The following is a 15,781-nucleotide window of genomic DNA, read 5'->3' on the forward strand; positions in this document are numbered from 1 at the left end:
GGTACCCGCCATGCAAGCCGAAACCATCTACAAGGGCGCAACCCGCCCGGCCATGAAGCTTGGCATTCCGCTGGTGCCGCTGGTGGTGCTCTTCGGCAGCGGGATGCTGCTCATGATGTGGGGCGGCATCCTGGTCAGCTGGTGGATCGCGCTGGGCGTACTGATGTCCTTCGTACCCACCCTCTTCTGGATGCGCTGGGTGACGTCTCGCGACGATCAGCGCTTTCGGCAGATCTTCATCGCACTCAAGCTGCGCCTGCACGACCGCAACCGTCGGTTCTGGCGCGCCCGCAGCTACTCACCCACCCTTTTCCGGGGAGCCTCCGATGTCTGGCATCTTTGACCATCTGGGCAAGGGGTCACACCCCGCGAAGCGCCGCCCCAAGGCGGTGGGCCCGCAGCCTCGCCACTGGTGGCAGGCGCTCGCAGAAAACCCGTTGACACGGTTCGTGCCGTTCTCGTCGCTGCTCAGCAAGCACGACGTGATCACCCGTGGTGGCGACTTTCTGAGGGTGTGGCGGCTCGATGGTGTGGCGTTCGAGTGTGCCGACGACTACCTGGTCACGGAACGCCACGAAGCGCTCTGCAGCCTGCTTCGCAATCTCTCGGGCGGCCAGTGGGCCATCTGGACCCATCGGCTGCATCGCAGGATTCAGGACGCGCTGACCGACCCAACGGAAGACGGGTTTGCCAAAGACCTGTCCCGGGCCTATCAGGCACACCTGAACCTGCGGGCGATGATGAGCAACGAGCTGTACCTGACCGTGGTCTACCGACCCAACACCTCCCGCATCAGCCGGGCACTGCAGTCGCCGCAAAAGTCCAAGGCCGCCATCGAAGAGGCGCACGCGGAAGCCTTGCGCGTGATGGAAGAGCGAACGGCGTTTGTGCACCGGGTGCTGCGTGGCTTCGGCCCCCAGCTGTTGGGTGTGCGTGAACAAAAGGGCAGGCTCTATTCGGAAGTCGCCGAGTTTCTGGGCTACCTGGTCAACGGGTACTGGAAGCCCGTGCCATTCACGACGGGGCCGCTGCATCGCACACTGCCTTCGACCCGCCTTTCGTTTGGCGGCGACAAGCTGGAGTTGCGCAACGGTGACCAGCGACGCTGTGCTGCCCTGGTGGACATCAAGGAATATGCCGACGCCGTCGAGCCGGGCATCCTGAATGCCCTGCTGTACGAAGACAGTGAGTTCATCGAGACCCAGAGCTTTTCCATCCTGCCGCGCCGAGAGGCCACCCGCGCCCTGGAACTGCAACGCGACCAGCTGATCGCCAGCGACGATGTGGTTTCCAGTCAGATCGCGGACATGGACGAGGCGTTGAACGAACTGGGTGACGGTCAGTTCTGCATGGGCGAGTACCACTACAGCCTGGTGGTCTTCGGCAACCCCGGCGAAGACAGCCTGGCCGACGCCGGCCGCCGTGCGGCACAGGCCATCGGCGCCGTGGGTGAGTCGTCGAGTCTGCAGATGTCGCCGGTGGACCTGGTGGCGGACGCCGCCTGGTTCGCCCAGATGCCGGGCAACTGGCAATGGCGTCCGCGCGATGCCAAGTTGTCTTCCCGCGCTTTCGCTGCTCTGGCCAGCGGACACAATTTTGCCCGTGGCAAGCGAGACGGTAACCCTTGGGGCGAAGCGCTGGCCTTGCTGAGAACACCTTCCGGTCAACCGTTCTACCTGAACTTCCACAGCAGCCCCGACGGCGAAGATTCGGCCGACAAGAAGCTGCCCGGCAACACCATCATCATTGGGTCCACCGGGGTCGGCAAAACCACGCTGGAAATGTTCCTGTTGACGCTGACCCGCAAATGGGACCCGGCGCCCCGGCTGGTGCTGTTCGATCTGGACCGGGGGTGTGAGATTGCCATCCGGGCCATGAACGGCCGCTACTTCACGCTCGAAGCGGGCAAGCCCACGCACCTCAACCCGCTGCAGCGCGACCCCACGCCCGCCCGCATCCAGTTCTGGGAACAGCTGGTGCGCACCTGCATCGCCACGCCCGCCCTGCCTCTGCTCCCGGCCGATGAACGCGCCATCGCCGACGCCGTGAAGACGGTGGCGATGATGCCGACGGCCTTGCGACGCTTCTCGACCATCCGCCAGAACCTTCCCAAGTCCGGCGAGAACAGCCTGTACGAACGTCTGGGCCGCTGGTGCGAGGGCGGCGCACTCGGCTGGGTGTTCGACCAGGCCAATGACCAGCTGATGAACCTGCAGTCCGCCTCGGTCATCGCCTTCGACACCACCGAGTTTCTGGACCTGCCCGAGGTCCGCACGCCGGTGATGTTGTACCTGCTCCAGGTGATGGAAGAACTGGTCAACGGCGAGCGGCTGATCTACGTGATCTCGGAGTTCTGGAAAGCGCTGGACCACGACATCTTCAGCGACTTCGCCAAACAGAAGCAGAAGACGATCCGCAAGCAGAACGGCCTGGGCATCTTCGACACCCAGAGCCCGTCCGACGTGCTGCGGCACCCCATCGGTCGCACGATGGTGGAACAGAGCGTGACCAAGATCTTCCTGGCCAACCCGGAAGCGGTGCGCGAGGAATACGTGGAAGGATTCGGTCTCAGCGAAGCCGAATTCGGCATCGTGCGCAGCCTGGGCGCGCAGGGTGGCCGGCGCTTCCTGGTCAAGCAGGGCCACAGCAGCGCTATCTGCGAGCTGGACCTCAGCGGCCTGCAGGACTTCGTCACTGTGCTGTCGGCCTCCACCGACAACGTTGCTCTGCTGGACACCGTTCGCGAACAACACGGTAACGATCCGTTGCTGTGGCTTCCGGTGCTGCTGCGCGAGGTTCAGGATCGCAAATCCCGCCACTCCAGGAGAGCGACATGAACCGGTTTCACCTCTTGCTTGTACTGCTGTCCATCGTCATGAGCAGTGCAACCGCCAGCGCTCAGACCGTCAAAGGCAACGAGGCGGTTCGCACCTCGACCAGTGGTGAACGCATTGTCGAGCTGGCGCCGCTGCCCAGGTCTGGCCCCATCCTCAAGTCCAAACCCTGCATGGCGCAGGCGGACTGTCACGCCGGCCCCTGGCACATGGTGGAGACACGCGACGGGCTGATGGAATGCACCGAGGTCTATGCGCGTGAAGGCACCTGCCGCCCGTCCACCCATGGCACCAACAAGCTCTCGCGCATCTGGGTGGTGAAAACCGACGGCCAGTGGCTGCAGTGCCAGTACCCCGATCTGGGCAGCAAGTGCGTCAAGGTATTCGCACCGCCCCCGACCAACCTGCCCTATCCGGCGCTGCAATAAAGGGGCCATGCCATGTTCGCCTGGGTCGGTTCCAACTTCGACGCGATTCTGAGCACCTACGTGCTGGGCGTGGTGTCCTCGCTCATGTCGGCGATCACGCCTATTGCGCTGTCCGCCATGACCGTGTGGGTGGTCCTCTATGGCTGGGCGGTGCTGCGCAACGAGGTGTCCGAAACCGTGCCCACCTTCGTCTGGAAGGTGTTCAAGATCGGACTGGTGCTGGCGTTCGCATTGCAGTCAGGGTTCTACATCAGCAACGTGTCGGACACCGCCAACGGCCTGGCCATGGGCGTGGCCAGCACCTTTTTGCCTTCTGGCGTGGACCCCTCAACGATCAGCTCGCCCTACGCCCTGCTCGACAAGTTCAACGACGACGCCAGCGCCCAGGTGGCCGACATCATGAAAGAAGCCAGCGTGCTCCGGCTGGACCTGCTGCTGGCTGGCGGCATCTTCTCCATCGGCACCGTCTTCTTCCTCTGCATCGCGCTCTTTGTCGTCACGCTGGCCAAACTGTTCCTGACCTTTGTGATCGCCATCGGGCCGCTGTTCATCCTGTGTCTGGCCTGGCGGCCCACCGCGCGGTTCTTCGACAGCTGGTTGTCGATGGTGCTGAACGCTGTGGTGCTCACCTGGTTCGCCTTCTTCGCGCTGGGCCTGAGCGCCTACATGGGCGCCGCCATGTTCAAGGCCATCAACGATGGGGGCGGCTTCCTCGGCAGCACCTTCAATGTGCTGGGCGAAGCCACCCGCTACTGCGTGCTCATGATCCTCATGGCCATCCTCTGCTTCCAGGCGCCCAGCCTCGCCTCAGCCCTGACGGGTGGCGCGGCCATTCAGCAAGGCGTGCAGATGATCCAGAACGCCATGATGGTTTCGGGCCTGCGCTCAGCTTCCTCGGCGCGCACAGCCGCCACTGGCACTGGTGGCGGGGGCGTGATCCGTTCTGGCGCTGGCGCGACTGCCACTGCTGGCGCCGCCGCAGCAGCCACGGGTCGATACGCCGGAAACATGGCCCGAAGGGGCTACGGAGCCGCACGGTCTGCGGCATACCGACTTGCCGCCCTGCGCGGCCGGTCTTGATCGTCCACTTGCCAAGGAGCACACCATGAAGTACCGCCTCAAGGTCGCCGCCGCCGTGTTGATTTCGCTCGGTGCCACGCACGCGCGTGCCACTGGCATCCCCGTGATCGATGTCGCCAACCTGTTCCAGGCGGTGCAGCAGGTGATCAACGACATCACCCAGATCAACAACCAGATTCGCCAGATCCGACAGTTGCAGACCCAGATCGAGAGCATCAACGGCATGCGCAACCTGGGTGACGTGTTCAACAACCCTTTGCTCAAGAACTACATTCCGGCCGAGGCCTATACCTACCTCAATGCCATCAATACCTCGGGGTACGAAGGGCTCAACGCCACGGCCAAAGCCCTGCGCGATGTCGGCATGCTCTACAACTGCCTGGACCGCAGCGGTGACGCGCGCACCGAATGCCAGGCCACCCTGGCGCAGCCGTACCAGCAGAAAGGTCTGCTGCAAGACGCCATGAAATCGGCCGCCATGCGGCTGGAGCAGATCCAGTCGCTGATGACCCAGATCAACGCCACCGAAGACCAGAAGTCGGTGCAGGAGATTCAGGCCCGCATCGGCGCCGAGAACGCCCTGCTGGCACACGAGTCTTCGCAGATCCAGATGCTGCAAGGCATGGCCGACAGCGAGGAACGCATCGCCCGAAGCCGTGAGCGCGAACGCCAGTACCAGATGCTGGGTCGGACCGGCAAGGTCTCCGACTTCTTGCCTTAAGACCACCCCACCGGAGTCCCCCATGAGTGCCATCCTGATGTCGGGTGAGGCCGCCGCATGGCCGAAACAGCCCAGAACGCCCGCACCGAAGCCTGAAACACCGTCGCTGCAAAGCAACCGGGACTGGGAGATCGATCGCGCCCTGATGCTGGAGCGCTCCGAGCGCCGGGCGTGGGCCGCCGCAGCCGCAGGGCTGGCGATTGGCCTGATCGGCATCGCCGCGGTCTTCGTGCAGGGGCCGCTGCGCAAGGTGGTGGAAATCCCCATCGTGGTAGACCGAGTGACAGGTGAAACCACCATCCAGCAACGCCTGAGCGAAGAAACCATCCCCGCCATGGAGGTGCTGGACAAGCACAACCTGGCCACCTTCGTCCGCGCCCGCGAGGCCTACAGCTGGATGTTCCTGCAGCGGGACTTTGACCAGGTGGCCCGCATGGCCGTGCCCGCCGTCTTCGCCGAATACAACCGCCAATTCGAAGGCGATGGCGCGCTGCAGAAGAAGGTGGGCGCCACCGAAGAGTGGCGCATCAACATCGTCGGCGTGCGACTGCGCGCCTCCGGTCGTAGTGGCAACCAGAGCGACGCCACGGTCACCTACGACAAGGTCGTCCACATGACCGACCGCAATCTGCCCGATGTGACCACCCGGCACGTGGCCAGCGTGGTCTACCAGTACCAACCCAAGGTGCTGGCCAAAGAGGCGGACCGGCTGGAGAACCCCTTTGGTTTCGTGGTCACGGCCTACCGATCCGACCCTGAAATCAACACACCGATCACCGGAGTGAAGCCATGAACCTCCTGGTACTTCCTTTGGTGCTGCTGCCATTGACCTTGGCCCCTCTGCAAGCGTCTGCCGCCCAGCCCGGTGACAAAGCCGATCCCCGCCTGCGCGAGGTGGTCTACGACGCCAACGCGGTGGTCACCGTCCCGGTCAAACGCGGCATGGTGACGCTGGTGGAGTTCGATCCGGGCGAAGTCATCAACGAGGTGGCCGTGGGTCAGGGCGGTGATTGCAGCAAGGCCGACGCCGCCTGGTGTGTGGCTGCCCAGCAGGGCGGGCGCCACCTGTACGTCAAGGCGAAGAGCGCCGCCGATGCACCCAACAACCTGGCGGTGGTCACCGACCGCCGCTCTCACGCCCTGCACTTTGTGGTCCTGCCCGATGGCGACCGCCAGTCGCCGGTCTACCGACTGGCCATCCGCTCACTCAAGCCCTCGACTCCTGCGCTCAGCTCAGGACAGAAGGAACTGGCCGCACTGGCGAACCTGCCCCCGATTCCACCCCCACCGACCGCCCAGCAAATCGTGGCCGAGCGCCTGGCGGCCAAGCCGACCGTGCTCAACACCCAGTACGCATTGGCCGAAGGCGCCGGCTCAGCGGACATCGTCCCCACCCTCGTCTACGACGACGGCCGGTTCACCTTCCTGCGCTTCCCGGGCAACCGAGAGGTGCCTGCAGTTTTTCACGTGCTCGGCGACGGCAGCGAGACCCTGGTCAACGCCCGCATGGAACACGACACCCTGGTGGTGGACCGCGTCAGCCGCCGCCTGATGCTGCGCGCCGGATCGGCGGTGGTGGGCATCTGGAACGAAGCCTTCGATCTGGAGGGATCGCCCGCCCAAGGCTCCACCACGGTACCCGGTGTGCAGCGGGTTCTGAAATCCAATGCCGCCGTTTTGTCGCCCTCAACGCCGGGAGCCAAACCATGACCGAGCACACACCAGGTTCGTCAGTGCCGAACGAAGCGCCATCGCCGCCGGAGAGCGGCAACACCATCAGCCCCCTGCCTGGCGAAGCGGGCATTCCCAACGTGGCCCGGCGGCAACCGCTGAACCTATCTTGGAAGAACATCTCGGTCATCGGCCTAGTGGTGCTCATGGTGACAGCGATGTGCGTCTTGTACGGGTACCGCTACTTCGCCGGCAGCGGCGATTCGGAGAAAGACAAGTCGATGCTGCGGGACCGCCCATCGGCCGCGGGAGCAAGCACCCGGCAACTGGACATGACCCAGCCGGTCAAACCCCGTGTGCCGGCATTGGTGCCCGCACCGGCAGAAGCGGCCGACCCCATCGGGCTGAGGCATTCGGGCACAGCCGCCCCATCCGGACCCAAGACCCACTCGCCGGACGACGCCCCCGTGCTGGTGGTGTCGTCCCGCCCGGGTGGCATCCCTGGCAACAGCGCCGATACAACGCAGACATCCAACGATCCGGCAGCCTCCACGTCCAGGCAACTGCAGGACTACCAGCGCCGGTTGCAAGGGCTTCTGGACAACCTGACCCAGGGCAACGTCTTGCCGGCCGGTCTTGGCGCTGCGGCCAATGCGTCCCCACAACCGCCAGACAACGACTCCAACCTTCGATCGGCCGTGGCGGGGCTGTTCGGTGGCGAGCTGCAGGGCTCCGCCACACCACGCGTGAAGGCCTCCACCCTGGGCGACCGCAGTCTCACCTTGCCCAAAGGCATGGCCTTCGCCTGTGCACTCAAAACCCGGGTTATCAGCGCCACCTCGGGCCTGGTGGGCTGCCAAGTGCAGCGCGATGTGTACAGCGACAACGGGCGGGTACTGCTTATCGAGCGCGGCTCACACCTGGACGGCGAATATCGGATCGCTTCGCTGCGCCCCGGTACCGTCCGCATTCCCGTCCTGTGGACACGCATTCGGACGCCGAACGGCGTCACGGTGGACATCGAATCGCCCGGCACGGGTCAGCTCGGTGAGTCCGGCATGGACGGCCACGTGGACAACCGCTGGGGTGACCGCATCGGCGCGGCCATGCTGCTCTCCTTGATCGACGACTCGGTCAAGCTGGTGATTCAGAACCAGATGCAGGACCGCGAGGCGGACACCATCGTCCTGCCGTCCACCACAGAAAACACCAGCAAGCTGGCCGAAAAGGTGCTCGACAGCACTATCAACATCCCGCCCCTGATCTACCAGAACCAGGGCGGCATCGTCGGCATTTACGTCGCGCGCGACGTGGACTTCTCGTCGGTCTACGCACTGCAGCCGGTGGCACGATGAACTCCGAGGTAGACCTCCTCTTATCCTTCTTCGAGGACCCGCAGCCCGACGGCTGGTGCGGCGATGCGACCTCGGTCGTCGAGTTCCTGCGCCCGCTGCGCGAACAGCTGGATGCACCTGGCGTGCTGGAAGTGTGCGTGAACCGCCCCGGTGAACTGCAGGTGGAAACGGTGCACGGCTGGCAGCGCGTGGAAGCGCCGGCCATGACGCAGGAGCGCTGCCTCTCGCTGGCCACGGCCGTGGCCACCTACTGCGACCAGCAGATCAACCAGGAGCGGCCCCTGCTGTCGGCCACGCTGCCCAGCGGGGAGCGCATCCAGTTCGTCATCCCGCCCGCGGTGACGCGCAACACTGTGTCGATCACGGTACGCAAGCCATCCGATCTGATCAAACGACTGACCGATTTCGAAGGCGAAGGTCTGTTCGACCGGATCGGCGAGCGCGCCGCTTTGGGTGCGGAAGACGAAGGGCTCCAGCCTTTCCAGAGGCAGTTGCTTGCGTTGAAAGCGGCCGGTCGGTATGGGGAGTTTCTGCGCCTCGCGGTGCAGAAGCACCAGACCATCGTGGTCAGCGGCAAGACGGGGTCTGGAAAAACCACCTTCATGAAGGGACTGGTCGAGGAAGTCCCGCTCCATGAGCGGCTGATCACCATCCAGGACACGGCCGAACTCACCATTCCCCATCACCCGAACGTGGTGCACCTGTTCTACAGCAAGGATGCGCAAGGGACCGCCCGCGTGACAGCCAAGTCGCTGCTGGAGGCCTGCTTGCGCATGAAGCCCGACCGCATCTTCCTGGCCGAGCTGCGCGGTGAAGAGTGCTTCTCCTTCATTCGCCTAGCCGCGTCCGGCCACCCCGGCAGCATCACCAGCGTGCACGCAGGCAGTTGCGCGCTGGCGCTGGAACAGATGTCGCTCATGATCCGCGAGAGCGGTGCCGGCGGTGGTCTGCGCCTGGACGAGATCAAGGGTCTTCTGGGCATCGTGATCGATGTCATCGTGCAGTTCAACCGGGATGAGCGCGGGCGCTTCATTTCCGAGATCGCCTACGAGCCGCGCCGCACGCAGCGCACCAGCGACAGCGATCGCGAAGCTGCGGCCGAACTGCAGGGCAGCCTCTTTGGCGGGTTGATGCCATGAATGCCAGACTGCTCTGGTCAAAAGTGCCCTGGCCCATCGTGCGCCGGGTGGCCTTGGGCATTCTTGCGGTCATCGGAGTAGCAGCACTGGTGGTCACTGCTCTCTACCTGTCGGGCGTGCTGTTTCTGGTCCTGAGCAAGTCGAACCCCAGCCTGGCCGGCTGGAACAGCATCGTGGACTACTGGCTGATCTACGCCGATGAACCTGCGTTGCGCAAGCGGCTGCTGGTCTCCAGCGGTGCAGCCTACCTGCTCACGCTGGTGCTCTTGCCCATGGCACTGATCTCTGCCAGCCGCCCGCGCCGTCCACTGCATGGTGATGCCCGCTTCGCCACCTTCGCCGAGGTGAAGAAGGCTGGGCTGCTGCTGACCGGCAGACGAGCCGCCACACCAGGCATCCTGATCGGCCGCTTCCGTGGCCAGTTCCTCGCCCTGCACGGGCAACTCTCGGTCATGTTGTCTGCCCCCACCCGCAGCGGCAAGGGTGTCGGCGTGGTGGTGCCCAACCTGCTGAACTGGCCTGACTCCGTGGTCGTGCTCGACATCAAGGGGGAGAACCACGCCATCACGGCCGGCTACCGGGCCCAGCACCAACAGGCGGTCTACGCCTTCTCCCCCTTCGACGAAGAAGCACGCAGCCACCGCTGGAACCCGCTCACTGCCGTCCGCACCAGCCCCCTGCACCGCGTGGGTGACTTGCTGGGCGTTGGCCAAGTGTTCTACCCCAATGACGGCAGCGGCACATCGTCCGAAGCCTTCTTCAACGACCAGGCCCGCAACCTCTTCCTCGGTCTGGGCTTGCTGCTGCTGGAAACACCCGATCTGCCCCGCACCGTGGGCGAGATGCTGCGCCAGTCGTCGGGGCAAGGGCGCCCGTTGAAAGAACACCTCAACGGATTGATCGAGCAACGCAAGACAGCGGGGAAGCCGTTCTCCGATGAATGCCTGGATGCCTTGCAACGCCTGCTGTGCAACTCGGAAAACACCTTGTCCAGCGTGGTCGCCACCTTCCATGCTCCGCTGACGATCTTTGCGGATGCAGTGGTGGATGCCGCCACCAGTGCCGACGACTTTGACCTCGGCCAGTTGCGCCGGCAGCGCATGTCGGTCTATGTGTGCATCCCGCCGCACCGGCTGGCCAGCGCCCGGCCACTGCTCACCCTGTTCTTTTCGCAACTGGTCAGCCTCAACACGCAGCACCTGCCGGAGCAGGACCCGTCGCTCAAGTACCAGTGTCTGCTGGTCAACGACGAGTTCACCGCCATGGGCCGCGTGGGGATCATCACGCACTCGGCCGCCTTCCTGGCCGGCTACAACCTGCGCCTGCTCACCGTGGTGCAGGCCATGTCGCAGCTGGACGCGGTCTACGGCGACAAGGAAGCCCGCACCTTCGCCACCAACCACGGTCTGCAGATCCTCTTCGCCCCACGCGAACAGCGGGACGCCGACGAGTACAGCGCCATGCTGGGCTACTTCACCCAACGGGTCACCACCCGGGGGCGCAGCCGCTCGTTCAGCGGCCACGGCCACAGTTCTGTCAGCCGCAACGAAAGCGAACAACGCCGCGCCCTGCTCATGCCGCAGGAGTTCAAGGAACTGGGCAAAGACCGACTGGTGGTGATCTGCGAGAACTGCAAACCCATCCTCGGCGACAAGATCCGCTACTTCCAGGACAAGGCGTTCACGACGCGCCTGCTGCCGGCGCCCAAGGTGCCGCAGATGAACATGGACCAGCACCTCGCCAGAGTCCAGCAGCGTTGGCGCTACGCAGACGACGAACTGCCGCCCGGGCAAACCGGCATGGACATCGGTGTTCTGAATCACGACGTCAAGCTGACCAAAGACCAGATGGAAGGCCCACCCGAGAAGCTGGCGGAAACCTGCTTCGGTTTCTTTGACGACGGACTGGCGGCTGTCGGTGAAGGCGGGTCCATCGAGCCAGTCTTTGAGCGCGTCGAGGCCGAGCCCGACCCAGCCGAGTCCTCCTCGCCGTCCTTCGCCAGCACCACAGAACCCATCCGGCTCGAAACCCTGGAGGAACAGCCATGACCATCCTGACCCCGCGCACCGTATTGACCGCCTTGTTCCCCGCAATGCTGGGCGCCTGCAGCTCCCCACCCAAGCCCCCCACCGTGGACGAATCTCAGAAACGACCCGCCAACGCGCAGATGGCCGTCGATCTGCAGGTGTGCAAGAACGATTTGCAGAACACCCGCATCCAGGCCAACGAATCCAGCCGCCTTGCAGAGGCCACCACCGCCACGCTGGCCCACATGGCCGCTCGCCAGCAACTGATGGCATCGATCCAGGAAAAAGCGCAGGCCAACAGCATTCGCATCGTCCACTTCGGCTTCAACAGCACCCGGGTCTCGATCCCCACCGAGGATGCATCGGCTCTGCTGGAAGAAGCCAAGACCGCGCCACTCGTGGTGCTGAGGGGGCGCACTGACGGCACCAGCGACTCGTCGGTTGAAAGCCGGATCGCACAGGCCCGGGCCAACGCCGTGCGCGACTACCTCGTCGCCGCTGGCGTTGACCACTCGCGCATCCGCACCACCCACCAACCCAGCGGTGACCACCTGGCCGACAACAACAGCCAGCGAGGCAGAAACCTCAACCGCCGCGTCGAGATCGAGGTGTACCGGGCTCCCCCGGTTCCCGCCCAGTCTTCTGCCCCACCCCAACGCTGACACCTCACCTGCTGGCCACAGCCACCGAAGGAGACCACCATGGACGAAAGATCAATACCGGCCCGGCGTGTGGATCAGACCACGGCGGAAACCAACACACCCATGGGCGGAACGGTGGAGCCCATTGATCGCGCCGCCATCGCCATCCGGACCTTCCAGACGCCCGAGCCCGAACCCGGCGAACGGTTCGAACTGCGCGACCCATTCGCCGAACTCACCTACCGCACCGACCGCTACCAGGATATGGTGGCCAAGGCCGACCACCTCGGTGCCAACCGGTTCGTTGTCGTGGATGTGCGGGGGAAGAAGTCCTTCGTACACAAGATCGACGGCCAATGGCAGCGGGATGAAACCCGTGAAGTCCCGCCCCCGTCGACAGCCCAGCCAGCGAAACCGGTGAACACCGATCCAGCGCGCGAGATAACGGAATCCAACGTCATCCCCCTCCCCTCCAAAGACAGAGGGACTGACGCAGCCGACACGCCCAGCCAACAGGCGAGCGCCCGCATGGACGCCCAGGCCGAACGCGGAGCCCTCGTCGCCCGGCTGGAGGCTGCGTTGATGGACCGCTACATCATCAAACGCGCACCGGTCACGCTGGGTGACGTCAGCCTCGGCCTGACCGAATACCGCTTCCGGGGTGATACCTCGCGCGTCGCCTTTACAGAATCCACCTTCCGGATCGCCACCGACACCAACAGCCCCTCGGTGGCCCGCTCTATGGTCGATGTGGCCGAAGCCCGCAACTGGCGGTCCCTTCGGGTCACGGGCAGCGAAGACTTCCGGCGCCTGGTCTGGCTCGAAGCCGCAGCGCGCGGTGTAAAGGCCTTGGGCTACGAGCCCAACCCTGCCGACCTGGAACGCCTCAAGGTGGAGCGTGAGCAGCGACAGATCAACCGCATCGAGCCCACCCGTGACGCCAGCGCGCCACAGGCCGCCACCAACACCGAGAAGCCATCGGGCCGCGGCAGCGGTGGCCGCAAGACCGTGCTGGCGGCCATCGAAGCCATCCTCGTCGCCAATCGGGTGCCAGAGAAGCGGCGCGAAGCCGTGATGGTGGCCGCCGCCGAAAAGCTCGCCCAGCGCATCCGCGATGGCCAGAACCCCAAGGTCCGGGTCTTTGACAAGAACGCACCGTCCCAGCGGCCTGTCGTGACGCCCCAGCAAGACCAGCAGCGCGGTCGCGAACGCGCTGCACCTGCCCGCTGAAGTGGTGAGATGAACACGACAGCGGCCGGGGAGGCGGCCTACGCCATCGGCGGCCAACGATGGGGCCGAGACGCCCCCGGCTTCGCAGACGCCATCGCTCAGGCACACGAGCGCCACCTGCGCCCCCGCTGCCTCTGCCAGCCCGGCGGGCCGGGAGTTGACATGTACGTGGCGCGCGTGCTGAGCGGGTACACCGTCAAGCGCATGCCCAACACCGGTAGCCAACACGCCACCACCTGCCCGTCCTACGAGCCGCCGGCAGATTTCAGCGGTCTCGGCCCGCTGGTCGGCACCTCCATCGTCGAAAACCCGGCCACCGGCATGACGACGCTCAAGCTGGACTTCCCGATGTCCAAGCTACCCGGCCGGGCCGTACAGCCGCCCTCGGCCAGCGCCAGCAGCAGCAGCGTGGTTGCCCACGGCCATCGGCTCGGCCTGCGCGCCCTGCTGCACTACCTGTGGGACCAGGCCGAACTGACTCACTGGAAGCCTGCATTCGCTGGCCGCCGCACCTGGGGCACCGTGCGCAAGCACCTGCTACAGGCCGCCGACAACAAGTTCGTCCACGGCCATGCCTTGCTGGACAGCCTCTACATCCCAGAAGTGTTTTCGGTGGAGCAGCGCGACGCAATTCAGTCCCGCCGCCAACGGCTGTGGGCCCATGGCGCCCCGAGACCCGGACAACCCCAAGCCCTGCTGCTCATGGTGGCCGAGGTCAAAGACATCGCACCCGCCCGCTTCGGGCACAAGGCGGTCTTCAAACACCTGCCAGACCAAGCCTTCGCGCTGGACGATGCGCTCTACCGGCGCCTGGGCAGAAGCTTTGAACACGAACTCACCCTCTGGGGCACAGAGCCCGACCTTCACCTGGTCATGGTGGCCACCTTCCGGGTGGACGAAGCCGGCACGCCAGGCATCTTGGAACTGTCCCTCATGCTCACCACCGCCCAGTGGCTACCGGTGGACGACGGCTGGGACCGGCAACTGGTCGGGGCACTGGTGCGGCAGGGCCGCAGCTTCGTCAAAAGCCTTCGGTACAACGTGCCCGGCAACCAGGCACTGGTCTGCGCCAGTCTTCTGGACTGCGGTGTGGCGCCCTTCCCTCTGTTCATCGACCGTGATCTTGGCCCTGAAGGCGCCGCCTTGGGAGAAAGCCCGGAGTCCGGCGGTGACAGCACCACCTGGCGCTGGCGCCCTGCCCTCGGCGACATGCCCGCGCTACCGCCGCGCCAGCTGAAGACCAGCCCGATCCAACTTCCTCAGGAAGCCTTTTCCAGATCCGATACCGAGACATTTCCAGATACCAGAACTCAGCCAAATATATAAACTCATATCGTTAAACGATTTTTTGCCGTAGAGTCCAGATAAATCAATCCTCAATTCCAGATACCTGCAACCATGGTTCAGTTTGTTCACCACCCGCTGCGGCTGCTGAACCCCAGCTTCGACTCTCCACTGCTGGACGTGTTGACCGACCTGGAGCACCTGCGGCGCCTGCAGATCCAGGGCACCACGCCGCTGCCGGTGTTCATGCAGCTCAAGCAGGTCTTCCACGTGCTGGAGAGCCTGGCCTCGGCCCGCATCGAAGGCAACCACACCACGCTGGCCGACTATGTGGAAGCGAGGGTGATCGACGGCCCGAACCGGTCCGAACAGTTGCAGGAAATTGCCAACATCGAACACGCGATGCAGCAGGTAGAAGACAGCATGGAGCCCGGCGCCCCGCTGACCGAGCACCTGCTGCGCGGGCTGCATGCCACCACGGTGGACGGGCTCAAACGTGAGGGCGACACCAACCCCGGCGCTTACCGCCAGGGCGCGGTGAAGATCGCCCAGGCTGACCACCTGCCGCCCGAGGCGCCCCAGGTGCCGGACTACATGACCGAGCTGGTCACCTTCATCAACCGGGCGGACCCGCCCAAGTACGACCTGATGAAGGTGGCGCTGGCACACCACCGTTTCGCCTGGGTGCACCCGTTCGGCAACGGCAATGGCCGGGTGGTGCGCCTGCTCACCTACGCCATGCTCATCAAATACGGCTTCCGCGTGAACGCAGTGGGCCGGCTGCTCAACCCGGCTGCCGTGTTCTGCGCCGACCGCAACGCCTACTACGCCCGGCTGGGCGACGCCGATGCCGGCACCGACGAAGCGCTGGAGCGCTGGTGCGTGTATGTGCTCAGCGGTGTGCGCGACGAACTGACCAAAGTGGACCGCTTGGCCGACTACGAACACCTCAAGGCCAAGGTGCTGCTGCCTGCAGTGAACTACGCCCGCGAACGAGAGTTGATCACCCCGCTGGAACAGGCCGTGCTGACCACCACCATCAAAGCCGGTACGGTGAAGGCGGGTGACCTGGAAGCAGCCACGCCCGACCTCAACGCCAACCAGCGCACTTACCAGATACGCAAGCTGGTGGACGGCGGCATGCTGCAACCCATCAACCCGGGCGCCCGGCAATACAGCATCGGGTTCAGCCACAACATGCTTTTGCGTGGTGTGGTGCGTGCACTGACGGATGAAGGGTTCATCCCTGCCGCGGTTGTCGCGCCGACGACCTGAAGGACAGGGCTGCAGCAGCGTATCCGTCCGGTCAACCCATCTTGAATGTGAGTTGAGAAGCGGGCATCGTCCCCACGATTGGAGGATCGTGGAGAC

At 64.7% G+C, this 15,781-nt stretch carries 14 protein-coding genes; all 14 read left to right on the plus strand.

What is annotated here, in order from left to right:
• The first annotated feature begins 10 nt into the window (after positions 1–10).
• The 14 genes from RCO38_RS09495 (at position 11) to RCO38_RS09560 (ending at position 15,685) form a co-directional block, all read left to right on the plus strand.
• Positions 11–343, plus strand: coding sequence for a type IV secretion system protein VirB3 (locus RCO38_RS09495; RefSeq protein ID WP_177134485.1), 333 nt, complete (start codon positions 11–13; stop codon positions 341–343).
• Complete coding sequence (locus RCO38_RS09500; protein ID WP_308328045.1) at positions 327–2,837, plus strand: VirB4 family type IV secretion/conjugal transfer ATPase; 2,511 nt, start codon at positions 327–329, stop codon at positions 2,835–2,837. Before RCO38_RS09495 ends, RCO38_RS09500 begins: the two co-directional genes overlap by 17 nt.
• A complete protein-coding gene (locus tag RCO38_RS09505; RefSeq protein ID WP_308328046.1) occupies positions 2,834–3,262 on the plus strand; it encodes a hypothetical protein in 429 nt (142 codons plus the stop codon). Before RCO38_RS09500 ends, RCO38_RS09505 begins: the two co-directional genes overlap by 4 nt.
• 12 nt (positions 3,263–3,274) lie before the next feature.
• Positions 3,275–4,342, plus strand: coding sequence for a type IV secretion system protein (locus RCO38_RS09510; protein ID WP_308328047.1), 1,068 nt, complete (start codon positions 3,275–3,277; stop codon positions 4,340–4,342).
• A 25-nt stretch (positions 4,343–4,367) separates the two neighbouring features.
• A complete protein-coding gene (locus tag RCO38_RS09515; RefSeq protein ID WP_308328048.1) occupies positions 4,368–5,063 on the plus strand; it encodes a type IV secretion system protein in 696 nt (231 codons plus the stop codon).
• A gap of 22 nt (positions 5,064–5,085) precedes the next feature.
• Positions 5,086–5,856, plus strand: coding sequence for a virB8 family protein (locus tag RCO38_RS09520; RefSeq protein ID WP_308328049.1), 771 nt, complete (start codon positions 5,086–5,088; stop codon positions 5,854–5,856).
• Positions 5,853–6,773 (plus strand): TrbG/VirB9 family P-type conjugative transfer protein, encoded by a 921-nt coding sequence (locus RCO38_RS09525; protein WP_308328050.1) that lies wholly within the window; start codon positions 5,853–5,855, stop codon positions 6,771–6,773. Before RCO38_RS09520 ends, RCO38_RS09525 begins: the two co-directional genes overlap by 4 nt.
• Positions 6,770–8,089, plus strand: a complete 1,320-nt coding sequence (gene virB10, locus RCO38_RS09530) for a type IV secretion system protein VirB10 (protein ID WP_308328051.1) — start codon at positions 6,770–6,772, stop codon at positions 8,087–8,089. Before RCO38_RS09525 ends, virB10 begins: the two co-directional genes overlap by 4 nt.
• Positions 8,086–9,228: a P-type DNA transfer ATPase VirB11 gene (virB11, locus tag RCO38_RS09535; RefSeq protein WP_308328052.1), complete on the plus strand. Its 1,143-nt coding sequence runs from the start codon at positions 8,086–8,088 to the stop codon at positions 9,226–9,228. Before virB10 ends, virB11 begins: the two co-directional genes overlap by 4 nt.
• Positions 9,225–11,276: a type IV secretory system conjugative DNA transfer family protein gene (locus RCO38_RS09540; RefSeq protein WP_308328053.1), complete on the plus strand. Its 2,052-nt coding sequence runs from the start codon at positions 9,225–9,227 to the stop codon at positions 11,274–11,276. The genes virB11 and RCO38_RS09540 overlap by 4 nt, the downstream gene beginning before the upstream one ends.
• A complete protein-coding gene (locus RCO38_RS09545) occupies positions 11,273–11,917 on the plus strand; it encodes an OmpA family protein (protein ID WP_308328054.1) in 645 nt (214 codons plus the stop codon). Before RCO38_RS09540 ends, RCO38_RS09545 begins: the two co-directional genes overlap by 4 nt.
• A 39-nt stretch (positions 11,918–11,956) precedes the next feature.
• Entirely contained in the window at positions 11,957–13,126 is a 1,170-nt protein-coding gene (locus tag RCO38_RS09550) for an LPD7 domain-containing protein (RefSeq protein ID WP_308328055.1), read from the plus strand.
• A gap of 9 nt (positions 13,127–13,135) precedes the next feature.
• The gene (locus RCO38_RS09555) at positions 13,136–14,452 is read left to right on the plus strand and encodes a DUF1173 domain-containing protein (RefSeq protein WP_308328056.1); all 1,317 of its coding nucleotides are present in this window, start codon (positions 13,136–13,138) and stop codon (positions 14,450–14,452) included.
• A gap of 72 nt (positions 14,453–14,524) precedes the next feature.
• A complete protein-coding gene (locus tag RCO38_RS09560) occupies positions 14,525–15,685 on the plus strand; it encodes a Fic family protein (protein WP_308328057.1) in 1,161 nt (386 codons plus the stop codon).
• Positions 15,686–15,781: the final 96 nt, after the last annotated feature.

The sequence above is a fragment of the Hydrogenophaga pseudoflava genome (genome assembly GCF_031020795.1).
Taxonomy (GTDB): Bacteria; Pseudomonadota; Gammaproteobacteria; order Burkholderiales; family Burkholderiaceae_C; genus Hydrogenophaga; species Hydrogenophaga pseudoflava_A.